Consider the following 23,203-nt stretch of genomic DNA (forward strand, 5'->3'; position numbering starts at 1 on the left):
CAGGGGTCGCTACGTAATTTCTTCGTAGTATCCTACCTCGATATACTCAGGCGTTCCAGCAATTGACCCGGTTTTATAGTTGAGCCATAAAGTTAACCCAACTGATTCGCATATGAAAACGAATCTTCAAGTAATTTCATAACAGGTACTACACCACTTGCGGCGTTATCAATACCTTTAATTTGCTCGCCACGTGCGCGTAGCTTAGATAAGTTTAAAGCTACTCCCCCACCGATTTTCGATAATTGCATTGCAGTATTAATGTTAAAGCCGATTGAATTTAAGCTATCATCCATCTCTAACAAGAAACAAGACACCATTTCTCCTCTTCTGCTTCTTCCCGCATTTAAAAAGGTTGGTGTCGCTGGTTGGTAGTTTTGTTTTACAATCATGCTTGCGAAGTGTTTTGCCTTCGCAACATCACCGCGTCCTAAGTATAATGAAACAATTGCTACACGATCTTCATAGCTTTCTAAGTATTGTTTTTGATCATTCGTTTTTAACGCATAATCTTTATAGAACTTAGATGCTGCCATATAAGATTGGAACTCGAAGTTTTCACCATAAGCGATGTTATAAACTCCTTCTACTTCCTCCAAGCTATACTCGTCCAGAACGTTGTAATAGTAATCATGTTCTTTCATATACTCCATTCGCTCTGCCACGCTATTAAAATGAACGGTATTCTCTCTAGCTTCTTCCATAAAGACTTCTAATGCCTCTTTATCTTTATGAAGCTGATAAAAACCGTCCTGCATTTGCGTGATTTCATTATTCAGTTCAATGTGTCGCAATCTCCCGCACCCTTTCTTTAAAATATTCTACATCATTATTTGTTCCAGATAACTCAAATTTTGATACAATAGGCACTTCATATTTAGTAGAAATTTTGTCAGCACTTGCACCAAACATGTCTCCCCAATTACGATTGCCACTTGCAGATACGCCTTTTAATTTTTCATTATTGCGTTCTAAAAAGTCTAAAACACGTTCCGGTACATTTCCAAAACCTGTTGTATACGTAATAAGAATAAAGTCTTCATCTAATACTAGAGCTTCATCAATTTGAACGGCCGGCATATTTAATTTGTGGATGAAACGCTTCACGTTTCCTGTCATAGAATCATATGCAACTAACATTTCCGACCCTCCCTCTCCAATCTATATTCTCTGTATGTCGTTTCTTGATTTCTCTATATATTGTATTACGTTTCAAAATAAGACACAAGATATATGTATAAATTCTTTCTTTTTTTAACTTTTACTTTTCGACATGACCGTCGATTTTTTTCAATACAAAGACTATGAAACAACATTCTAAAACTCATGTCAATAAAGTGCTTTTCAAAAAACTTGTCAACGAATTTAACCTTATTTTTAAAAAAGTTAGCAATATTTTTTGTCATAAAACAGTAAATGCTGGAGTAATATATTTCTCCAGCATCACGCAAAAAAGAACAGACCTTAAACGATAATCTGTTCCAAAAAACGATTACATTTATCAATTTTACTTTATTAAATATCATACATACTCTTTCGTTCCTCGTTACATACTAAAAGATAACTATTATAGAAAAAGATTATTATTATGGAACTTCAATTTTTTTATGAAAAAAATCATTCAGGCTGCTCAATACGCAAAATATCTTTTACAAATATATGATGTGGATTCTCATCTTTATCGAGCATTGTACATACAGGAGCTTCTTCATCAAAGTATACGATCATTCCTTCTACGTACTGATATGTATGTTGAACTTGTACAGTTACTTTAATTTCTACTGCTTGCTCATATGCTCTTTTTATTTTCTGAAGCATTTTTGCTGAACATTTTCGTTTCTCTGGATACATAACCATTCCCATAAACTTATTCCCAGCTCTATCTTTCCACATGTAATCCCAATGTGGCAATATGCCTTGTTTAAAATCCCCCATAATTCTCCTCTCCTCTATCTTCTCTATTTATGAACGTGGTGTTTCTGAATATGTATAAATTACCTGTCCACCGCGCTGTGCGTTCCCGATAATATGTTTAAAATCTTCTCGATTTACAACAACTTCTCTGAACGTATAAAATACATCTTTCGTCGCAACATACTCCTTTATTTCACCATTTTTCAGCTGATCCAAAATTGTATTTGCTAATTGTTCATCCATGTATTTCACCTCTCTGCAATAGTTTATTTTATCGCATCTTCTATAGGTCGACAACGGTAAAATTATCCCTTTATTATTATGTAATTCACTTTCATTATTTTTATATCTATATCACTTTATTATATTTGCACTAAATATCATATACTAACATAGCTACTTCTCTATATCAAACTTTTTGACACTCTGTATAACAAAGTTCCAAGCCACTGTTTGTTATTTTATTTTATGCTACAATATACACATAGAACTAGGAGGGATACTATGATTCGGAAAGCAAAAAAGACAGATGCGGTAGGAGTAGCACCTTTACTATATGACGCTCTGCACGAAATTGCTGAAAAAATCACTGGTAGCACAATTGAAGCAAAAGTACTACTAGGACTTGAAACATGGTTCGCAAAAGAAAATAATCGATTGAGCTATGAAAACTGTTTAGTGGCTGAACAAGATGGAAAGGTAGTTGGGGTTATTGTCGTTTATCACGGTAGTGACACTGAACAACTTGATGCACCAATCGTACACTACTTAAGAGAACTACACGAAGACGAATCCATTACGTTAGAAAAAGAAGCTGAACTTGATGAGTATTATATTGACACGTTGTCAGTTTCAAATATGTACAGTGGACGTGGCATTGGCTCTAAATTAATCGATGCAGCTGAACTTCATGCAACTGAAAAAGGGCATGAAAAAATCGCCTTACTTGTTAATTTAGAAAACAAACGCGCTTTTTCACTATATGAAAAACTTGGTTATAAAGAAGATAAAACCGTTATGCTCGTTGGTGAACCGTATGCCCATCTCATAAAACCATTACGGTCATTGGTTTCTATATCTTAAAAGGACAATTCTTTTTTACTTGTTATGTAGAGAAAGAGGCTGCCAAATGGACAGCCTCTTTTAAATTAATTTTGTATTTAATACATTTCCATCCATCGCCTCATGAAATGTATACGTTGTACATCCCCATGGCTTCCTATGGAAAATAGGCGAACCAGACCATCCCATTGCCCTCAGTTCAGTCCCAATCATCGCATTAAAATAACTATGACCTACAAGGGCAATACGTCCATGTACGAGCGCATAGCGGTGCAACATATTAGCAGCTTTCCTTGCTCTTTCTCGTACTTCCTTATAAGACTCAACCTCTTTACTATAACCAACTATCCATCGTGTACGTCCAATAAACATCCATACATTCGGTTTACATTTCAACCATTTTGGAGCATAAAAACTCGTTGGAATTTCAGCTTCCCTAAAAAGAGGATTTTGCACAAAAGATAGGGAATCCAATAACTCAGCCGCTGACTGTACAGCACGCCTTTGATCACTCGTTACAACCAGTTTCGCTGATTCAATTGCCTCAATTGTTTCAATTGGTATAGGAGTTTCTTTTACTGTAGTCCCTAAATCATATTGCTTCATCCATTCACGAAATGAAATAATTGTCATTGGCTCTATAGTACCGTCCAAACGACCATGACGAATAAAAGAAATTCGCATTCTTTCCACTCCCCATTCATCACTTACGAACTATATTACGTACTATTTCTTATTGCCATCATACCATGCATAAAAAGAAAGTTATATATCCCCACCACTATCATGTGTTATCGAAGTGTGCACACCATCCAGTCCATCAAAATATGTAGTTGTTTCATGGTGACGCACTTTCTTTAACTGTATATATGAAAATAAAAATAATAAAATCGCTATAAAGCTCCCCACAATTTCAAACATCATTTTCCCGCCCCTAATTTCTCCCACTTTAGTAGGTTATTGTATCTTTCATTATACTCCTATATAAAGATGTATGCACTTTCATCATTCCTCTCCTAAACAATATTTTTTACATATTTCCTTACAAAAAGTGAATATTTTTCGAATTTTTACTTTGGAAACATTTACAAAGTAGTAAATATAGTTCAAAATAAGAGGAAATAAAAAAGCCCAAATTATTCTTTTTTTGGGAAAACTGGAACAAGGAGAGTTGCTTATGCAAATCGCAGAAACTGGAGATATCATTGAATTTAAAGGTGGAATGCAAGGCCGTGTTCAAAAGGTAAATCAAAACTCCGTTATTGTTGATATAACAATTATGGAGAATTTTAGAGAACTAGATATGGAACCTCTTACAGTTGTAAGCCATAAAAACTATACTGTCATTAATCAACATGCATAATATAATAGAAAGAAAGGATCTGTATATCATACAGATCCTTTCTTTCTATATTAACGATTATCGATCTTTTCTGGATATAAATCGTGATTCATCATACGGTAGTCTGCCATTTTCTCATACTTAGTTCCTGGGCGGCCGTAGTTACAGTAAGGATCGATTGAAATACCACCACGTGGTGTGAATTTCCCCCATACCTCAATATAGCGTGGATCCATTAATTTAATTAAATCATTCATAATAACGTTCATGCAATCTTCGTGGAAGTCACCATGATTTCGGAAGCTAAATAAATATAGCTTTAAAGATTTACTCTCTACCATTCTTTGTTCTGGAATGTAGCTAATATAAATTGTTGCAAAATCTGGTTGTCCTGTTTTCGGACATAAACTTGTAAATTCAGGACAATTGAATTTTACAAAGTAATCACGGTTTGGATGGTTATTATCAAATACCTCTAAAATTCCCGGGCTATATTCAAATAAATATTTTGTATTTTGATTTCCTAATAATGTTACATCTTTTAAATCTTCATCTAATCTTCCTGCCATTTTAAACATCCCTTCTCATTATACCCCTCGTTTATTTCCCCATACTAACGCATGAAGCTGAGGCAGTACTTTCGCATCATTCATTTCTTTACAATTCACAGCTTTTTCAATAAGCCATTCATATTTTTCTAATAAGTTTTTTATAAGCACCGCATCATCCACTGTTTTCGTATCATCATTTCCTACTTGTAAGAAAAATGGTACATTCGGATAACGCTCGTGCATCTTAACTGCATATTCAAAATCTTGATCATCGAATACTACTACTTTTAAACTAAAATCTTTCTCTGCTAGTTTATGAATAACAGAATCTAACATCTGAAAATCTGTTTTCATAGCTGAACTTGGTGGTTTTGGAGAAATCGTTACCTCATCAATTTGAAGCAACCAATCTTGCCATTTACTCCCTTGCGTTTCTACCGCTGTTCGCATTCCATTCTCCTTTAATATAGAAAGAAGAAATTGCATATTTTTCAGCAAAACAGGATTTCCACCCGAAATCGTAACATGAGAAAAATTTTCTCCCCCAATTTCTACAAGCTCATTCCAAATGTCTTCCGGTGTCATTTGTTTAATTTGATCTTTGGCCGATCCATCCCATGTAAAAGCAGAATCACACCAAGCACAGCTATAATCACAGCCCGCTGTACGGATAAACATTGTCTTTTGTCCTACAACCATCCCTTCTCCTTGAATGGTCGGACCAAATATTTCTAAGACGGGGATTTTACTCATCGAGCATCCACTCCCGTCTTACTTCCGCATAACTAGTTGGCGTCTCAAAAAGACGAACAAATTCAACACGAGCTCCCTTGTATTCGTTCGCACGATTATCTTTCGTTAATGCTTCTGCCATCTTTTCATAAATCCAAACAACCATATTTTCAGCAGTCGTATTCATTTCTGGCAATGTTTCGTTTAAATAACGATGATCTAAATAAATTTCTATTTCATTTTTCCAAATTTCTTTTATATCTCCAAAGTCAATTGCAAGGCCTATTTCATTTACATATCCGCTAATTCCAAATACGACTTTATATGTGTGACCATGTAAATTTTTACATTTCCCTTCATAGCAGTGTAAATGGTGCGCTGCGTCAAATGTAAATTCCTTGCTGACCATTACTCTTTTATTATGATATTTGAGTTGTTCACGCTGAATATCCTTGTCCATTTTTTGCAAATTTTCTACGATGCGAAATCCAAAAAAGTTATCCATTATTTGCTCGCTCCTTCGCGTTCTTGTAGATACGTATCTAATCCTGCTTTACGAAGTTGACATGCTGGACATTCACCGCAACCATCACCAATGATTCCGTTATAACATGTTAATGTTTTTTCTCTAACAAACTCAAATGCTCCAAGTTCATCAGATAATTTCCATGTCTCTGCTTTATCAATCCACATAAGTGGTGTATGAATAACAAACGGATAATCCATAGATAAATTTAATGTAACGTTTAATGATTTCACAAACACGTCACGACAATCTGGATAACCACTGAAATCAGTTTCACATACACCCGTTACAATATGACGTGCTCCAACTTGTTTTGCTAATACAGCCGCAAATGATAAAAATAGTAAATTTCGTCCATCTACAAATGTTGATGGCAATTCACCTTCTTCATGTGTAATCTCCATATCCGTTCTCGTTAACGCATTTGGAGCAAGTTGATTTAATAAACTCATATCTAGTACCGTATGTTTAATTCCTAACTCTTTCGCGATTTCCGCTGCACAATCAATTTCTAACTTATGACGTTGATTGTAATTAAACGTTACAGCTTCCACTTCTGCAAACTGTTGTATTGCCCAAAATAAACATGTTGTACTATCTTGTCCACCACTAAAAACAACAACTGCTTTTTCTTTTTTCATTTCACTCATTCTCCTTCTCTACTACGAATAAGAAGAAAGAACGTTCTTGAACTGTCACAATAAAAAAACAAAACAATACCTAATGATATTGTTGTTTCCATAGTTTTTTATAGAGGGAGTTCGCGAACCTCTCCCATGCAGTGCACGGAATTTCTTCTTTCATTGACAAAGATTATTGTAACATATTGTATACTACCAGAAAAAATTTCTGATTTTTTCCGCTATTTCATATTTCATTTCTTTCATTTTATAGTATGATTAATTTAATGTGAGAAGAGAGGAGGCATCCCACTGAAACTCTTTATTATTTATCTCTTTTTAAATATATTATCCATCCTTGTTACAATGCTTGTATATCATTTATTTTGGAATCAAAAAGGGAAACGCTCTCCTAAATTAAATTCAGCTATATTTATTGTATTATGTTGCCTCGCTACCATACTATGTATCACTTTCGCAGCAAAAACAAATTATGGATTTCAATTTGATATGCGTCATATCGTATTAATTGTCGGTACATTAACAGGAGGTCCTATTGCCGGTGCTTCCATCTTAGCTGTATTAAACATATACCGCTTTTTATTAGGAGGAATAGGTGTTTTCCCATCCGTTATCGCTTCAGTTCTAGTATTCATTGTTCTACTATTAACATACAAACTGTTTAACCGAAGTTCTAATCGTATAAAAATAGCACTCGCTATCTTTTACAGTCTCATATTCGGATTTGGCTGGATACCATTTTTCCTTTCAGAGGTTACAAATCCGGCAGATTATATACCGCATATTATCGTGTACGAACTATGTACGATGCTTGGTACAATCCTTATTTTATATTTGCTACACATATTACAAACGCAAGTTCGTCTCCAACATGAACTTATGAATGCTGAAAAATTTCATTTAATCGGTGAAATGGCAGCTTCTATCTCTCATGAAATTCGCAATCCTTTAACTTCAACGAAAGGATTTTTGCAACTTTTACAGTCAGATACATGTTCTGAGAAGGAACGAAAATTATATATCGACATAGCCATTAACGGTATCGAACAAGCAAATCATGTTCTTACAGACTACTTAACTTTTGCAAAACCGAGTATTGAAAAAGAACAACAATTACAAGTAGAGGAAGAATTACTCCATGCGTTATCTTTAATTACACCTCTCGCCAATTTAACAAATGTTCGTATACATTACATAAAACAAAGTACATCTTTCTTTATAGCTGGTGAAAAGCAAAAGTTGAACCAATGCTTATTAAATATTTTAAAAAACTGTATTGAGGCTATGCCTAACGGTGGTGACCTTATTCTTACATTAGTTCCAGACCATAAACATATACAATTATATATAAAAGATACAGGTATTGGTATGGATCAAGAACAAGTAAAACGCCTCGGGTCACCTTTCTACTCGACGAAAGAAAAAGGGACCGGACTCGGGATGATGGTCGTCTTCAGTGTTATTCAAGCAATGAATGGAAAGGTTAATATTATTAGTGAAAAAGGAACAGGTACAACATTTTTATTAACTTTCCCGATCATACAAAAAACGTGATGAAGTTCATCACGTTTTTTCTGTTCCTTCAACTAATTCTGCAAAAGCTTTCACCTTTCCATGCGGCTTTTGATTTTCTTTCCGAGCTTTCCAAGCGCGCTCTTCTTCTCTCTTTTTCTTTGACATACTTTTCAACTCCTTTTTCTCTTCCTCATGTAGTATTCCAAAATAAGAAATAAAACTATGCATGAGTAAAAAAGGAAAAGAAGCGGCGAACCGCTTCTTTTCCTTTTTCCTGCTATTTGAGAGCAGTCCAATTGTTGCGGACTAATAATCAGTGATATGCCCCTGATTAAAGTTTCACCTTACCGCTGTAAAATTGCATGTTTCGCTTCTTTTAGCTGTGTAAGATGTCTTTGTTCGTGTAAATCCAGAAATTGAACCCATTGATATAAATTCAAATCATTAAAAATAGGATGTTTTAATCCATTTTCAAATAATTCTTTTTCATCTATCACACTATGAAGTGCATGAAATAATTCTTGTCGTGAATGTTCTAGTAATTGAATTCCTTGCAGTTTTTTCATTAATGTTTCTGTTGGTTTCATTTGTTGAGGAGCTTCCCGTTTATGTGTGCGATCAAGCGTAAGTTGGAGGTCTTTAAATGGAGCAAGTTTTCTTTCTTTTTTTTGCAAAGCATATACAAGGGCAGATGTGACAGACTGTTCAACTAAATGCAAATGATGCAAAATTTGAATAATACTCCATTTATCACGGCGTGGCTTTACATTCACCTCTGTATCATTTAACATTTCAATTTCTGATAACAGCGTGCTTCGTGTAGACTGTAATGAGTGGACTAAAGTTTCTAAACTAACATCCATATTAGATTGAAGCATAGTGCTTTCCCCCTTTTGTTGGTGAAAAGGGGCGCTCCCCATTAGAAACACCCCTTAAATAATTCTGAATTTTCTTTTATTATCTCATCATTCTTCCATTATGTCGATGTTAAACATGTGAAAAAAGTGCATGTTTTTTACAATTTTGTGTCGTCAACAGCACGTAACCACGCCTCAATTTCTGTAATTACACTTTTTACACACCCTTCAGCGAATGGTGATGTTAAATTTGCAACTTCTACTAATTCTAAGAATGATTTACTTCCACCTTGTTGACAAAGATTCACATAATCTTCCCAAGCCTCTTGTCTATTATCTCTTGCACGTTTCCAAAATTGCAGTGCACAAATTTGAGCTAACGTGTAGTCAATATAATAGAACGGTGAGCTATAAATATGGCCTTGACGTTGCCAGAAACCACCACGCTCTAAATAATTATTATCTTCATAATCACGATGTGGTAAATACTTCTTCTCTATGTTACGCCATGCTGACTTACGTTCTGCTGGCGATGCTTCTGGATTTTCATATACATAATGTTGATATTCATCTACAGATACACCGTACGGTAAAAATAGAAGTGCTGAACTTAAGTGTGAGAAGTAATATTTATCCGCATCTTCTTCAAAGAATAACTTCATCCATGGCCATGTAAAGAATTCCATACTCATTGAATGGATTTCACAAGCTTCATATGTTGGCCAATTATATTCTGGAATTTCATACTTACGACTTTCATATACTTGGAAAGCATGACCAGCTTCATGTGTTAATACATCAATGTCACCAGACGTTCCATTAAAGTTTGAGAAGATGAATGGCGCTTTATAATTCTCGATATATGTACAATATCCACCACCAGCTTTTCCTTTTTTCGCAACTAAATCTAATAAATCATTATCGAGCATGAAATTAAAAAATTCATCTGTTTCAGCTGATAATTCTTTATACATCGTTTTCCCGTGATTAATAATCCAATCGGCATCGCCTTTTGGAGTTGGATTACCTGTAGCAAACTCAAAGTTTTCATCATAATAAGCGAGCTTTTCTACACCAATGCGTGCTTTTTGTCTATTTCTTAACTCGGTTGCAACCGGAACGATATAATCTAATACTTGCTGACGATAGTTCGCTACCATTTCAGCATTATAATCTGTACGATACATTCTTGCATATCCTAATTCAACAAAGTTTTTAAAACCAAGTGTTTTTGCAATTTTCGTTCTCACTTTAACAAGTTCATCATAAATACGATCTAACTCTTCCTCATTCTCAGCTAAAAATCCGTAGTATGCTTCACTTGCTGCTTTACGTTCGCTTCTTTCTTTTCCTTGCATAAACGGAATAAGTTGCGATAATGTTCTCTCTTCTCCTGCAAAATCAATTTTTGCAGATGCTAATAACTGTGTATATTGTGAAGACAATTTATTCTCTAATTGTAAATCTTTCACTACTTCATCTGAATATGTTTTTAAATCACATTCAGCTAGAGCAAATAATTGCTTTCCATAATACGCTTCTAATTCTTCACGGAATGGAGAATTAATTAACGCCTTATAATATTTTGTTCCATAGCCTTGTACAACTGGTGAGTATTCATCAAAGAAATCTTGCTCTTCCTTATAAAAAGCATCTGTCGTATCAACAGAATGGCGAATGTAACAAAGATTCCCCATTGTACCAAAATCATTACGAATTTCATTAATTGAATTAATTACTTGTTGCTGTTCTTCAAGCGTTTTTGCCTTATCGAATTTTTCTAAAGCAACAATAAACTTCTCTTTTAATTCTTCAATATTTGGCCGTTTATATTCATAGTCTTTAAATGACATGAACGAGCCCCCTCTCCATTATATGCATCATTACTATAATTCAATGCTTACTTACAAATCTCCTCTTATTCTTCAGCAAAATGCGGTAGATGATGTCATGAATATATGCACACAAAAAAGCCTTGGATTTCTTTATCCAAAGCTTCTTTGGAACATATCATCATTTTTCATACTTTCCAATTTTTTTTAATAGATCAAGTAATTCATCCTTCTCATCCTTCGTTAACATTTCAAAAGACTGATGTATAACTTGCTCATGGCCTGGAAAAATAGAAGCAATAAAGCTCTCTCCAGACTCCGTTAATTGCGCATAAATAACACGCCTATCATTTGGGCATGGAATTCGTTTTACAAGCCCTTTTTTCTCTAGCTTATCTACAACGTATGTAATGCTGCCACTAGCTATTAAAATACGCTCACCGATTTGCTGAAGTGGTTGGCCTCCTTTATGATATAGTAATTCTAATACAGCAAACTCAGTTGGATTTAATCCGTTACTTTGTATGGATTTATTTGTAGTATCCATAACAGAACGATGTACACGGGATAATGCAATAAATACTTTTAAAGATTGAGAAATGTCTTCTCGTTCATTATTTGATGTCATACCATTTCAACCCTTCACTTAAATTCTCCGCAACAAAAAGAAAAGCAACGTAGCGCTTCATTACAACTGCCGAATGAATATTCACTCATCCCTTTTCCTTTCCCTAATGTAATGCAAATGATTCTTGAATAAAAACATGACAATTTTAACATAGTTTATATATAATGATAATAAAAAAAGAAGGAGTACCAAATTTGAAAGTCAAATTACAAAGCATAGTTTTTTACATACTGCTTGTTATACTGCCAACGATAGGGATTGGTGCCACATTTTTTTCGTATCACACTTATCAAATGAAACAAGCAAACAAACTATCTGCTCACACTGTTCTCTTCTTATATAGAGACTATTTAGACCATCACCTTGGTGAAGCTATATCTGCCTTAGAAATGCTCGCAAAAGTCGTAGGGACCGAAACTGGAAACATCAATGGGATTAAACAAATTGTACATGATACCGATGGAAATGATGAACGTTTTTCTGGTCTATATTACGCTACGACAGATGGGATGATTACAATCGCATCCCAAGGCGATTCTCCGCCTATTGACGTTTCTGACCGCCAATACATCCACGATGCATTGCAATCTAAGAAAACAACTGTATCATCAGTTATTACAGATCGCGTTCTTGGGCATCAAGCTATTATGATTGCTTCTCCAATATTTAATAGACAAAAGGAACTCTCAGGCTTATTATTAGCAAGTTTACGATTTGACTACATTTCGGCCTCTTTAAATGCTATTAAACCACAATATCATTTCGAAGTGACTGATAAACATGATGTAGTTTTTCTAACCGATGATAATAACGAAACAAGCGACGGACATTCTAACATGCTTACTACCCCACTCCAAAGATTAAATTGGAAAGTCTCTGTTTCTCCGTTACCTATTCATCAACAAATTTTATACCAGTTAGTTTCAATAGAGTGTATAGCTACTTTATTTTTAATGTCTATTTTATTTTTACTTGCTCAATATATGTTATTAAAACGTCAAACAAAACTAGAAAGACAACAAAATAAACTACAAAAAATTGAATTGGTTGGAACTTTTGCAGCTAGTACAGCTCATGAAATCCGTAACCCTCTTACTGGAATTAAAGGCCTCGTTGCTCTGTTAAAAGAGAAATATAAAGATGAAAAGGATCAGTTCTACTTTTCCATAATCGAACAAGAAATAGAACGGATTAATGAAATTGTAAGCGAATTTCTTATTCTTGGAAAACCAACTGCCATCATTGAACAAACATATGATGTAAGAACGATTCTTAATGAGGTCGCATTAATTATCCAATCTGAAGCGAATCTACATAACATTGTATTTCATTTACATTTGCCAGACCATCCTGTTCATATACGTTGCTCAAAAGACCATATGAAACAAGTGGTTTTAAACATTACAAAAAATGCAATTGAAGCTATGGCTTCTGGTGATACATTAACCATTGTGGTAACAAACAACGAAAAACACGCACAATTGCAAATTATTGATACTGGAAAAGGGATTCCAAAACATATTCAAAAACACCTCTTTCATCCGTTCTTTACTAATAAAGATACTGGAACAGGTCTTGGGCTTGTTATATGTAAACGAATTGTAGAGATGTACAATGGGCATATATTTATTGATAGTAAAGAAAACAAAGGAACGACAGTTCATATAGAGATTCCATTACACATAGTATAATTATCCTTATCCTAAAAGGGTAATTATACTTATTTCATAAAACCAGCTACAAACATTCTCCAAAAATTGTTCGATTTCCCTTCATACCCAATTTGAAAAATAGGAACCTTTATAATTGAAAACCATTTCGGTGTTTGTTTTTCTTTGTAACGCTGATACTGTACGATAAGCTTGTCCAATTCTTGACTAACTTGAATTGTCTCCATACTATTTAACCCACTTGTTAATCCTAAATGAATCATTTCTTCACGTTTCATATGAATATCATGCGAAAGCTTTTCTAATGTGTACTTCCTTTTTACAGTAAACATCCATATCCCCCTTATTTTTCTTCCATACTCTCAACGCCTCTTCTACTTTAGCCCTTTAAGCACTTAACCCTATTTGAATTTGAAGAATCAGAAAATTTAACATTTTCCCCCTGTAATTTACAAATCTTTACCCTCACTTTGAGAATTATTACAAATTATTCTATCTTTGTAAATACATTCGCAATAATAGACATTTTTTTCATCTTCTTTTTTGTAAATACTCAGTAAACAGTGGATTCTCTATTTTCAATGTACTTTTCTTCGACATTTTTTGTTTAATTTATGTAAAAACGCAAAACATAATGATGATTGATAAAGTGAAACTTGAATCAGTGGGGATTTTGTTCATCCCCCACTGATTATTAGCCTTCACCAATCGGGCGTTTACGGGCAGTGGATCTCCCACCTAACTTCTTTGCTCCAGCCGAATTTTGAGGTGGGAGTCTTACTGCCCGCAAATAGCAGGATAAAATAGAAAGGAAATATTTATATGCGCAAATATACTATTACATTTCTCGTCTTCACCCTGTTCATACCCTTCTTCTTCTTTCCTATTCAAGCAAATGCTCATACGAATAAGGTTGCTATTGTCATCGATGATTTCGGCAATAATATGAAAGGCACAGATAAGATGTTATCACTTCCTATTCCACTCACTGTTGCTGTTATGCCATTTCTTCCTTCTACTAAACAAGATGCAATAGCTGCCCATAAAAAAGGGCATGAAGTTATTATACATATGCCAATGGAACCAATTAGAGGAAAAAAAGAGTGGCTTGGACCAAAAGCGATTACAACAGATTTAAGCGATGAAGAAATAAACAACCGACTCGAACAAGCAATTCAAGAAATACCTCATGCAATAGGTATGAACAATCATATGGGATCAAAAGTAACCGCTGATGAAAGGATTGTACGTCTTATACTTTCTGCCTGTAAAAAACACGGTTTATTTTATTTAGATAGTAAAACAAACCCTAATAGTGTTGTCCCAAAAATCGGGAAAGAATTAGGCGTGCCTATTATTGAAAACCAATTATTTTTTGATGATGTATATACGGTAAGTCACATTTCAAAACAAGCACAATTACTCATAAAAAAAATCCAAGACAAACCCATTATGGTAGCTATCGGACACGTTGGGGCTCCAGGTGAAATTACATCACGTGTTATAGAAACTTCTATTCCTAAAATTCGTGAGCATGCAGACTTTATTTTTTTATCTGATTTAGTATTGTCTCCACCTTCTGTTTCAAAATAAGATTCATTTCTCACACTAAACAAGGTACCTATCTACATATAGCAGATAGGTACCTTGCTTAACTTAAATATAATCTACATGACTCACCCTAAATCCCTTTTTCTCTATCTTTTCAATTAATTGCTTTAATTTTTTTTCATTTAACTCATCCGATATATTTACGATAACACGGCGAATATATTGATCACCGTTATCAAGCGTAAACAGTCCACCGATATTATATGCTTTTAATAATGTCCCAAGCTCTTTAATTGTTCCCTTACAATCTTGTGTTGCAATTGTTAATATATAACCACCCGTCCGCATACCGAACGAATCCTCAATGACATCAAATACATTAGAATGTGTTAAAATGCCGACAAATTCATTATACTCATTTAAAACCGCTAAAAACGGGAGACGACGAATAACGTAAAAAGCTCTAAAAAAAGAATCCTTTTCAAAAATAAACGAATTTGGATTTTCCAGTACATCTTCTGTACTTACATCCTCTAATCTGCTATTACACTTCTTTTCTAAAAGATCTACTTTATAAATAATCCCCGTGAATTCCTTCTCATTTTCTGCTAATACAGGGATTGCGCGGAATCCCGTTTCATTCATAATTTGTAACGCCTTTTCACCAGAATCATTCGTTTTGCAAAATGTCACCTGCTGTTTTGGCAGAAAATGATATTTAACTCGCAAAATATGTTCCTCCTTACATGTCAACATGTAATCTATATATAATAAGGAGACCTATATTTTATGAGTGAAATTTCTTTTTAAAACGCTTTCATTTTTATGGAATGGTAATCTCTGTGAATACATCTTTATATAACAGAACTTTTTGCCCCTTTTATCATTAAAAGCTTTACGTGATAGTTCATTAAATACTCTATACCTTCCAACCATTTTTTCGCTTCTTCTGGGGTTTTCCCCCACACGATCATTCCGTAATTATGAACAAGGACTACTCCGCCACCTTCAATAAAGTTTGGAACATTATTTTCTAATAAATTAGCGAATTTCTTTTCATCTTCTACAATTGGAATTGTCATTTCTGTAATACCATCTTTTCCAAAAACACGTTCCACACTGCGTTTTTCGAATGTTATTTCTCCTTCTTTCCCATATAGCTCTGACATTAAATGACTATCTACAGTTTGCACTTGTAAAATGCATTCTGCACTACTTTTTTTATAAATATCCGCATGCATAAATGACTCTGTAGCTGGTTTTTCTTCGTTTTCAAATACTGGCTCACACATGCAATTTACGACAATAAAATCTTCTTCAGAAAATACCCCCTTATCTCTTCCCTCTACATTCACTAAAAATGTTAATGGCTCTTTTGACGTACACATCGATAAACTAATTTTTGTACCATAAAACCAATCGCGAAGTGCCAATTCTGCTTTCACATCTTTTAATTCGTTCCATTTCTTCAGAAAAAATAACATTTCGTCACCCCCGGCGTAATATTAATATAATGTTCAAATCCTTTCTATGTAAAAGGAATGTTTTTTGATTATTCTAAAAATTTAATTGAATTATCACACGAGAATACCTTTTTGTCAATACGGTTTCAGCACCTGTCGGAAAAATAGGCATATCACATGTAAGCACTCCTGTCTATTTCGCACCTGATTTTGTACATATAAAAAATACGTTATTCTTCTTATTAAAGAATAACGTATTTTTCTCATTTATTATTTTTTTATTGCCTTATACAGAAATTGCGCATATTGCTCCCGTGTTACGAAATCATCCCCTAAAAAGTTCCCATTCCCGTCACCTTTTGATATATTATTATCCACTAAAACTTTCACATATCCTTTTGCCCAATGACCTGTTGGTACGTCTGTAAATTTCTCCAAATTATTTTCATTTTCCTTTAACTGAAATAATTTTTGTAATACTACTGACATCTCGTACCTAGTTAATACTCCTTCAGGACGAAACTTCCCTGTACCATCTCCTTGCATAATTCCAGCTTGTGCAACTGTAGCAATATCTTGCTCAAACATATGCCCTTTCGTATCAGTAAACATCTCTTTCTGCTCTACTTTATTTTCTAATTTCAAGTACCTTTGTACTAAAGACGCAACTTGTCCACGAGTAATATTATCCCCAAATCCAAATTGTCCATTTCCATATCCTTTAAAAATATTTTCTTTCGCTAAATAATTAATTGCTGCTTCTGACCAATGTCCTTTCGGCACATCTTTAAATTCTATTATTGCTTCTATTTCCTCGTCTTCTTTAGAAGTATTGTCCTCTTTACTTTCTACCACATTTTGAATAACAGATCCTGTAAAGAAGATTCCTGTATCTGCAAATGGGTCTTTCACACCAAATTCATATACTTTCTCACCTGGTGCACTCCACTTAACTACATCGTTACTATACATACCACCTTCACTCTTCAAACGAATTTTTGTAGAGATTTTACCATCTTTTTCGTATACAGGTACTTTCACTTCTTTATTTACTTCTGTTTCCTCTAAAAATACTTTTTGATTTTGAACATTGATGTAAGCTGTTTTACTTAGTTCTATAACTGGTCGAACATCGCGGATTTCATTTGCAACAAAACTTAAAAATACTAACTTTTTCAAATTACTAACTGGCGATAAGTCTGAAATATAATTTGCCTCTAAATCAAGTTTTTGTAAGTTTACTAGACTTGATAATGGAGTAATATCTTTTAACTCATTGTTAGGTAAGTTTAAAACTTTCAACTGTGTCATCTTACTTAGAGGAGTAGCATCTGTTATTTCATTTTTCCCTATCCATAACTCTTGTAATTGATTCAATTGATCAATACCTGATAAATCTTTAACTTTATTACGCGTTAATACTAAATCTTTTAACGGTAGCGCATAAAGCGGTTTAATATCTTCAATTTGATTTCCTGCTAAAGATAAGTATGTTACATTTTTTAGCTTACTTAACGGAGCAACATTCATAATTTTATTATTTGCTACATTCAAGTAATCTAGTTGTTCCATTTTCGCTAATTCTGTTATATCTTCAATTTGATTTCCTGCTAAATATAAACTTGTTACATTTTTCATTTCCGTTAGTGGTGCAACGTTCGTAATTTTATTATTACTTAAATCAAGAGAATCTAAATTATCCATCTTCACAAGTGGTGTTACATCTACAATTTCATTAGCGCGTAAAGCCAAATGTTTCAATTGCTTTAAGTTCGTAAAGAACGACGGATCTTTTATCTTCGCATTTGCAACTGTTAAAGATTTTAAATTTGGCATATATTTTAATGCACTATAATCAAGAATCTCATTCGTATTTAAAAACAAGTCCTTTACTTGTAATAACTCTTCTTTCGTAATTGGTGTATTTAAATCTTTTCTATTAAATACTTTTTTATTAACAAGTTCTCTTAGTTTCTTATCTGTTATCATGTTTTGACTATCAACTGGATTATCCGTTTCCGTATTGCCTGAATTAGAGTTATCATCTGGTTTCTCTGTTTCTTTGTCACCTAAAGTTGGATCTTTAATTTCAAATTGAATTTGATATTTGTGATCATATCCAATAGCCGGAATAAGTATATGCATTTGCATATTGTGCTTCTGCTCAAATTCGCCAATTTCAAATTGGACTACTTTCGTTCCATTTTTCCTCTTATCTTCTGATAATACTTTCACATCATGAAATACACCAGGTTGGTTTTTATCCTCTATTCTAAGATATTGAAAATAATCGCTATCTTGTACGGTTACAGTAACAATCTTTTTCCCATCTTCAATTGCTACTTTAGGATTTTTTATGTACTGAGAAACCATAGATGGCTCATCTTTTTGATCCTTATATATTTTAATCTCAGTATCATACGTGCGATCACTGGCTGCTGCTACCGACTGGTTTGCTTCAATTTTTATTGCTGCTAACGCTGGAGTAGAATACGCAGCAAATGGAATAGCTAATGTTGTTGCTACTACTAGAGCTTTAATATAACTTTTTTTCAAAATAATATCCCCTTATCTTATATATATTTCAATTGATAATTCATATCAATCACTAACACAATAAATGATAATGAATCTCATTATCATTGTCAATAGGAATATTACATTAAGTTTATATTCCCATAGATAAAAAATAAAAAACCCTTTACTCAAAGGGCTTTTTTACCTATCGTATGAAGGATTTCACTTTTTTCTTTTTCATTAATAACACCAATTTTTTGCAAAATATTTGCATACAATACAAGTTTATTATATATCCGTTCTGACATACTTCCCCTTCTTTCCTTCGACCAACTTTTTTTGTATTGGTAAATTATATGAATGAGATGAGAAAATGTGTCCACTTTTTGCATAAATACAAATCTTTTATTTTGTTACTTGCTGATAGTAAAACTCCCACCTAAAAATTAGGTGGGAGTCTAGATGTATTCAATTCATTTAGCAAACTGTCCATTGAATATTATTCTTTTTAACTTCTTCTTCAAAACTATATGGCATTTTCTTATCACAAATAACATGTTGAATACGCGAAAATCCTGCTATTCGGTAGTTCCCTTTTACGCCTATCTTTGTATGATCACATAAAATATACGTTTTCTCTGATAATTTAATCATCGCTTCTGACAGTTTCGCTTTTTCTAATTCAAAGCTAGAAACCCCAAAGCTAGGTAACAATCCATCAATCGAAACGAATGCTTTATGAAAATGAAATTGATGAATTACTTGCTGCGAAATAGACCCCGACACACGTGAATGTTTTGGAGATACTTTCCCGCCTATAAATAAAACCTCACCGTGAAACATCTTTTTATTAATAGAAGATATTAATTGTGTCGCTACTGGAAAAGAGCTCGTAACAATCGTTAAATTTTTACGATGAACAAGATATGGCACCATTTGAAGTGGTGTACTTCCATCATCAATCGCAATAACATCTCCATCTTCCACAAACGTTGCTGCTTTATACCCAATTCTTTTCTTCGCTTCTATATGCAGCATCTCTCGTTCTAACATCGGTGCCTCTATTCCAGCTCCCGGAAGTTGAACGGCTCCACCATACACTTTCTTCAATTTTTTTTCACGATCTAATTCTTCTAAATACCGACGAATCGTCTCTGTTGATACTGCGAACTCTCTCGCTAATTCTGAAACTTTTACTTTCCCTTTAAACTCTACCTTCTCAAGAATCGTCCTCTTTCTCTCTTCACCTACTACAGACATAGCCTCACCCCATTTATATCTACCTCATAAACTGTCTTACTTATACAAAGTTATAACTTTCTTTTTCAGTGAAAATTTCTTCATGAATATGAATACCACGCTTTTCTAGTTCGTCAAAAATAATTTGTGGATTTTCAAAAGCTTCTTCAGGAGTAATAACACCGACTTTATTAACTACTCCTTTTGCAATTAACTCTGTAGCAACTCCAAATGGGATACCAACATTTCTTGTATAGGCTCTCAATTTCTCCCAACCTACTACAGAACCGTCAGATAGCGGATGTATATGGTGTAATACATGTCGCTGTTTTTGATTATTTTTCATACCTATTACTTCTACATGAAGTGCATAACCATAAAGCTCTGTTGCTTGCCCTTCTTTCGATTTTAATAGATACTTCGAAATACAATCCATAATACCAATTTCTTTACCGTTTATTTCAATTTGATCATTACGCAATATACCATAATCATATAAAGCACGAACGAGCTGCATATTTTGCTCTGGCCAAGTTCCTCTTGTTTCAATAAGCTGTACACCTTTATCTTCCAGTGCCTTCGCTAACGTAATCGTTTCTGAATGCGGGATGATATACTGCATTGTTTTTCCGTAAGGCGCTGGTAATTCAATTTCTCTTGGGCGCGCAAACGGAGGTACTTGCTTAAATTCACCATCTTCATACACTGTACGCGATGGTAAATGTGGATCATATTCATATGTCGTTGTTTCTGTAATTGATGCAGAAAAAGCAATCGGACGATATGAGCCATGGCTTACTCGAACTGACTCTACAGTATCTAGCTGATTTGCTGCATGCATAGCCATCATTTGCGTTACACCTGGCGTCATACCAAACCCAGGTAAACATGTTTTTCCGTTTTGAACAAATATAGAATGGGATTTATTTTCTTCACCAAATCCATTTAAGTTCACACCGTGACAGCCGGCATCTGCGATACAGCGAGTAGACAAGCCATTTAACTTTATCGTCGTGCCATCCATTACAATGTCATAGCCCTTCATTTTTGCAACCGTATCTTCATGGTTTGTCACGTCGACTTTCACAAAATCAACACGAGGATCGTTTAACCACTCTACTACTTTTCGGCCTTCCTCTTCATTAAAATCGGCTACCGTAATCGTCTCAAAAGATGAAAATTGAACTAAATCTAAAATTGCTTCACGACAAATTTTACCTGCTCCACCTAAGCAAAATACTTTCACCCTATAACAACCCCTTTAGCAATACTATCAACTAAGCGATTAATATCTTCTTCGTGTACATCACCAATATTTCCAATGCGGAACGTATCTACTTTCGAAATTTTACCAGGATAAATAACAAATCCATACTGCTTTAATTCGTTATATAAGTGCTGAAATTCAAATCCTTCACCTGGATAAATGAAAGATGTAATAATAGGAGATTGATATTTTTCATCTACTAACGCTCGAAAACCAATTTCTTTCATTCTATTAACTAATAGTTTTTGATTGTTATAATAGCGATTGTAACGGGCTCTTACCCCGCCTTCTTCTTCTAATTCAAGCAATGCCTGATAGAAGGCACGTACAATATGGGTTGGTGAGGTAAAACGCCATTTCCCATTTTGCTCTTCCATCGTTTCCCACTGATCATATAAATCTAATGATAAAGAACGGGCTTGCCCTTTGCATTTCAATAATTCATCACGATTTGCGATGACAAAACCGAATCCGGGAACACCTTGAATACATTTATTCGCACTACTAATTAGAAAGTCAATTTGCAACTCAGCGATATCCATTTCAATACCACCGAAACTACTCATCGCATCAACCAGTGTAACTTTTCCGTATTGTTTTCCCAATTTACATACATCTACAATTGGATTAATAATACCTGTAGTTGTTTCACAATGAACAACTACAATATGCGTAATCTCTTTATCTTGTTGCAGTAACTTTTCTACTTCTGCAATATTAGTAGGCTCCCACTCTTCTGTTTGACTGACCACCACATCTATATGTAACATCTCTGCCATTTGTACAATCCGCTTACCGTAAGCACCATTTGTACAAACTAGCAGCTTTCCGTTTCTAGGAATAACAGAACCAATTACTGCTTCAACCGCAAACGTACCGCTTCCCTGCATTAAAACTGTTGTGTACTTTTCTTCTTCCTTTGTCGCTAACGATACAAGCCTATTTCTTACATCTTGCACCATCGTGTTATATTCAACATCCCACGTACACCAATCGTATAACATAACTTCTTTTACAGTTTTTGTTGTCGTTAATGGTCCTGGCGTTAATAATAAATAGTGATTTTCATTCATGACCCTATGCCTCCTTTATGAAATAATAAGTTCTTGTTTCTCGATATGTTCAATTACGCTTTCGAGCTCCTGCATCGTTTCAATTGTAAAATGAGCCCCATTTTCAATGAAACGATTACGAACTACTTCTATTTTTTCACGAAGCTCTAACGGATCCATATTCTCAACTTCCTCTTCCGTTAAACCGAGCTCACTACTACCGAGGATTACACCAACTGTCCACATTCCAGCATTTCTGCCCTCTTTCATATCTGACACGGTGTCTCCAACTTTTATCATATGATTCATTGGATATACACCTAATTCCATCGCATTTTTATAACACATCCACGGATATGGACGACCTGCTGGAACATCATTTGGCGTCACAAGAAAATCAGGTTTATACCCTTGTATTTCTGCTTCTTTTGCAACAATGTCCATCATTTCTCTCGTATAACCAGTTGTTGATCCAATTTTAATACCTCTTTCACGTAGTGAAGAAACCACTTCTTTTACTCCATCAATTGGTGTGGCATAGTACGGTAAAATAGCAAAGAGAATTTCTTCAAATTCTTCATACATCTCATTAATGTCTGCTTCTGTTGGTAATTGTCCGAAAACACGCTTCCACTCATTTGCAATACGAGGCATTTCTGTTAGTGCCCTTACATGATCTATTTTTAATAATCCCATTGGCTTACGTGCTTCTTCTGCTGTAATTTCAACACCGCGTTTATGAAAAATCTTCATGAATACTTCTAATGGTGCAAAACATCCGTAATCAACTGTCGTACCTGCCCAATCAAAAATAACTGCTTCAATTTTCATTCTATCCATCACC

The 23,203-nt window shown here is 34.3% G+C and carries 26 protein-coding genes, 1 pseudogene and 1 riboswitch; of the genes and pseudogenes, 5 read left to right on the top strand and 22 right to left on the bottom strand.

What is annotated here, in order from left to right:
• Positions 1-95: 95 nt before the first annotated feature.
• From ACE38F_RS21180 to ACE38F_RS21195, 4 genes and pseudogenes are all read right to left on the bottom strand, one after another.
• Positions 96-794 (bottom strand): annotated as a pseudogene (locus tag ACE38F_RS21180) (ribonucleotide reductase N-terminal alpha domain-containing protein); the annotation flags it as partial.
• The gene (gene nrdI, locus ACE38F_RS21185) at positions 781-1,140 is read right to left on the bottom strand and encodes a class Ib ribonucleoside-diphosphate reductase assembly flavoprotein NrdI (protein ID WP_000959445.1); all 360 of its coding nucleotides are present in this window, start codon (positions 1,138-1,140) and stop codon (positions 781-783) included. The gene nrdI and the pseudogene ACE38F_RS21180, both read right to left, overlap by 14 nt.
• A 477-nt stretch (positions 1,141-1,617) precedes the next feature.
• Positions 1,618-1,935 carry a hypothetical protein gene (locus ACE38F_RS21190; RefSeq protein ID WP_375369840.1) on the bottom strand — a complete coding sequence of 106 codons (318 nt, stop codon included), beginning with the start codon at positions 1,933-1,935 and terminating at the stop codon, positions 1,618-1,620.
• Positions 1,936-1,962: 27 nt separating this feature from the next.
• A complete protein-coding gene (locus ACE38F_RS21195; protein ID WP_113936983.1) occupies positions 1,963-2,157 on the bottom strand; it encodes an abortive phage infection protein in 195 nt (64 codons plus the stop codon).
• Between the two features lie 261 nt (positions 2,158-2,418).
• Here ACE38F_RS21195 and ACE38F_RS21200 point away from each other — a divergent pair, with 261 nt between their 5' ends.
• On the top strand, positions 2,419-2,997 hold the full coding sequence (locus ACE38F_RS21200; protein ID WP_215555672.1) for a GNAT family N-acetyltransferase: 579 nt from the start codon (positions 2,419-2,421) through the stop codon (positions 2,995-2,997).
• A 60-nt stretch (positions 2,998-3,057) separates the two neighbouring features.
• Here the strand turns inward: ACE38F_RS21200 and ACE38F_RS21205 are convergent, their stop codons facing one another.
• Positions 3,058-3,660, bottom strand: coding sequence for a histidine phosphatase family protein (locus tag ACE38F_RS21205; RefSeq protein WP_375369841.1), 603 nt, complete (start codon positions 3,658-3,660; stop codon positions 3,058-3,060).
• Positions 3,661-3,741: 81 nt separating this feature from the next.
• The gene (locus ACE38F_RS21210) at positions 3,742-3,900 is read right to left on the bottom strand and encodes a hypothetical protein (RefSeq protein ID WP_002086806.1); all 159 of its coding nucleotides are present in this window, start codon (positions 3,898-3,900) and stop codon (positions 3,742-3,744) included.
• A gap of 253 nt (positions 3,901-4,153) precedes the next feature.
• Here ACE38F_RS21210 and ACE38F_RS21215 point away from each other — a divergent pair, with 253 nt between their 5' ends.
• The gene (locus ACE38F_RS21215; RefSeq protein WP_002064385.1) at positions 4,154-4,339 is read left to right on the top strand and encodes a YkvS family protein; all 186 of its coding nucleotides are present in this window, start codon (positions 4,154-4,156) and stop codon (positions 4,337-4,339) included.
• A 50-nt stretch (positions 4,340-4,389) separates the two neighbouring features.
• Here the strand turns inward: ACE38F_RS21215 and queF are convergent, their stop codons facing one another.
• From queF to queC, 4 genes are read right to left on the bottom strand one after another with little or no spacing between them, the layout of a single operon-like run.
• Positions 4,390-4,887 (bottom strand): preQ(1) synthase, encoded by a 498-nt coding sequence (gene queF, locus ACE38F_RS21220; protein ID WP_002158726.1) that lies wholly within the window; start codon positions 4,885-4,887, stop codon positions 4,390-4,392.
• 18 nt (positions 4,888-4,905) lie between these two features.
• Positions 4,906-5,622, bottom strand: a complete 717-nt coding sequence (gene queE / locus ACE38F_RS21225) for a 7-carboxy-7-deazaguanine synthase QueE (protein ID WP_215555669.1) — start codon at positions 5,620-5,622, stop codon at positions 4,906-4,908.
• Positions 5,615-6,106: a 6-carboxytetrahydropterin synthase QueD gene (gene queD / locus ACE38F_RS21230; RefSeq protein WP_002011526.1), complete on the bottom strand. Its 492-nt coding sequence runs from the start codon at positions 6,104-6,106 to the stop codon at positions 5,615-5,617. Before queD ends, queE begins: the two co-directional genes overlap by 8 nt.
• Complete coding sequence (queC, locus tag ACE38F_RS21235) at positions 6,106-6,768, bottom strand: 7-cyano-7-deazaguanine synthase QueC (RefSeq protein ID WP_215555668.1); 663 nt, start codon at positions 6,766-6,768, stop codon at positions 6,106-6,108. Before queC ends, queD begins: the two co-directional genes overlap by 1 nt.
• A gap of 93 nt (positions 6,769-6,861) precedes the next feature.
• Positions 6,862-6,905, bottom strand: a riboswitch (PreQ1 riboswitch).
• A 208-nt stretch (positions 6,906-7,113) separates the two neighbouring features.
• On the opposite strand from queC, the gene ACE38F_RS21240 reads away from it, so the two are divergent.
• On the top strand, positions 7,114-8,322 hold the full coding sequence (locus ACE38F_RS21240; protein ID WP_375369842.1) for an ATP-binding protein: 1,209 nt from the start codon (positions 7,114-7,116) through the stop codon (positions 8,320-8,322).
• A 9-nt stretch (positions 8,323-8,331) separates the two neighbouring features.
• Here ACE38F_RS21240 and ACE38F_RS21245 read toward each other — a convergent pair whose 3' ends face one another.
• The 4 genes from ACE38F_RS21245 to ACE38F_RS21260 all read right to left on the bottom strand — a co-directional run bounded on the left by ACE38F_RS21245 (position 8,332) and on the right by ACE38F_RS21260 (position 11,600).
• On the bottom strand, positions 8,332-8,448 hold the full coding sequence (locus ACE38F_RS21245) for a DUF6254 family protein (protein WP_000038354.1): 117 nt from the start codon (positions 8,446-8,448) through the stop codon (positions 8,332-8,334).
• 179 nt (positions 8,449-8,627) lie between these two features.
• The gene (locus tag ACE38F_RS21250; RefSeq protein WP_002149622.1) at positions 8,628-9,161 is read right to left on the bottom strand and encodes a DinB family protein; all 534 of its coding nucleotides are present in this window, start codon (positions 9,159-9,161) and stop codon (positions 8,628-8,630) included.
• 137 nt (positions 9,162-9,298) lie between these two features.
• Positions 9,299-10,993 (bottom strand): M3 family oligoendopeptidase, encoded by a 1,695-nt coding sequence (locus ACE38F_RS21255; protein ID WP_215555665.1) that lies wholly within the window; start codon positions 10,991-10,993, stop codon positions 9,299-9,301.
• A 160-nt stretch (positions 10,994-11,153) separates the two neighbouring features.
• Positions 11,154-11,600 (bottom strand): MarR family winged helix-turn-helix transcriptional regulator, encoded by a 447-nt coding sequence (locus tag ACE38F_RS21260; protein WP_000203343.1) that lies wholly within the window; start codon positions 11,598-11,600, stop codon positions 11,154-11,156.
• A gap of 194 nt (positions 11,601-11,794) precedes the next feature.
• On the opposite strand from ACE38F_RS21260, the gene ACE38F_RS21265 reads away from it, so the two are divergent.
• On the top strand, positions 11,795-13,291 hold the full coding sequence (locus ACE38F_RS21265) for a DUF3149 domain-containing protein (protein WP_375369843.1): 1,497 nt from the start codon (positions 11,795-11,797) through the stop codon (positions 13,289-13,291).
• A 29-nt stretch (positions 13,292-13,320) separates the two neighbouring features.
• Here ACE38F_RS21265 and ACE38F_RS21270 read toward each other — a convergent pair whose 3' ends face one another.
• Positions 13,321-13,602 carry an aspartyl-phosphate phosphatase Spo0E family protein gene (locus ACE38F_RS21270; protein WP_002011543.1) on the bottom strand — a complete coding sequence of 94 codons (282 nt, stop codon included), beginning with the start codon at positions 13,600-13,602 and terminating at the stop codon, positions 13,321-13,323.
• 490 nt (positions 13,603-14,092) lie between these two features.
• On the opposite strand from ACE38F_RS21270, the gene ACE38F_RS21275 reads away from it, so the two are divergent.
• Entirely contained in the window at positions 14,093-14,863 is a 771-nt protein-coding gene (locus tag ACE38F_RS21275; protein WP_215555663.1) for a divergent polysaccharide deacetylase family protein, read from the top strand.
• A 63-nt stretch (positions 14,864-14,926) separates the two neighbouring features.
• Here ACE38F_RS21275 and cbpA read toward each other — a convergent pair whose 3' ends face one another.
• The 7 genes from cbpA to phnX form a co-directional block, all read right to left on the bottom strand.
• Positions 14,927-15,550 (bottom strand): cyclic di-AMP binding protein CbpA, encoded by a 624-nt coding sequence (gene cbpA / locus ACE38F_RS21280; protein WP_002140932.1) that lies wholly within the window; start codon positions 15,548-15,550, stop codon positions 14,927-14,929.
• 125 nt (positions 15,551-15,675) lie between these two features.
• Positions 15,676-16,305 (bottom strand): class II aldolase/adducin family protein, encoded by a 630-nt coding sequence (locus ACE38F_RS21285; RefSeq protein ID WP_375369844.1) that lies wholly within the window; start codon positions 16,303-16,305, stop codon positions 15,676-15,678.
• A 249-nt stretch (positions 16,306-16,554) separates the two neighbouring features.
• Entirely contained in the window at positions 16,555-18,840 is a 2,286-nt protein-coding gene (locus tag ACE38F_RS21290; protein WP_375369845.1) for an NEAT domain-containing leucine-rich repeat protein, read from the bottom strand.
• Positions 18,841-19,278: 438 nt separating this feature from the next.
• The gene (locus ACE38F_RS21295; RefSeq protein WP_215555660.1) at positions 19,279-20,061 is read right to left on the bottom strand and encodes a DeoR/GlpR family DNA-binding transcription regulator; all 783 of its coding nucleotides are present in this window, start codon (positions 20,059-20,061) and stop codon (positions 19,279-19,281) included.
• A gap of 40 nt (positions 20,062-20,101) precedes the next feature.
• Positions 20,102-21,286, bottom strand: a complete 1,185-nt coding sequence (locus ACE38F_RS21300) for a saccharopine dehydrogenase family protein (RefSeq protein ID WP_215555659.1) — start codon at positions 21,284-21,286, stop codon at positions 20,102-20,104.
• On the bottom strand, positions 21,283-22,380 hold the full coding sequence (gene phnW, locus ACE38F_RS21305) for a 2-aminoethylphosphonate--pyruvate transaminase (RefSeq protein ID WP_215555658.1): 1,098 nt from the start codon (positions 22,378-22,380) through the stop codon (positions 21,283-21,285). The genes ACE38F_RS21300 and phnW overlap by 4 nt, the downstream gene beginning before the upstream one ends.
• 15 nt (positions 22,381-22,395) lie before the next feature.
• Positions 22,396-23,190 carry a phosphonoacetaldehyde hydrolase gene (phnX, locus tag ACE38F_RS21310; protein ID WP_340822637.1) on the bottom strand — a complete coding sequence of 265 codons (795 nt, stop codon included), beginning with the start codon at positions 23,188-23,190 and terminating at the stop codon, positions 22,396-22,398.
• Between the last annotated feature and the right edge of the window lie 13 nt (positions 23,191-23,203).

It is taken from the genome of Bacillus altaicus, from assembly GCF_042136375.2.
Classification (GTDB): domain Bacteria; phylum Bacillota; class Bacilli; order Bacillales; family Bacillaceae_G; genus Bacillus_A; species Bacillus_A cereus_U.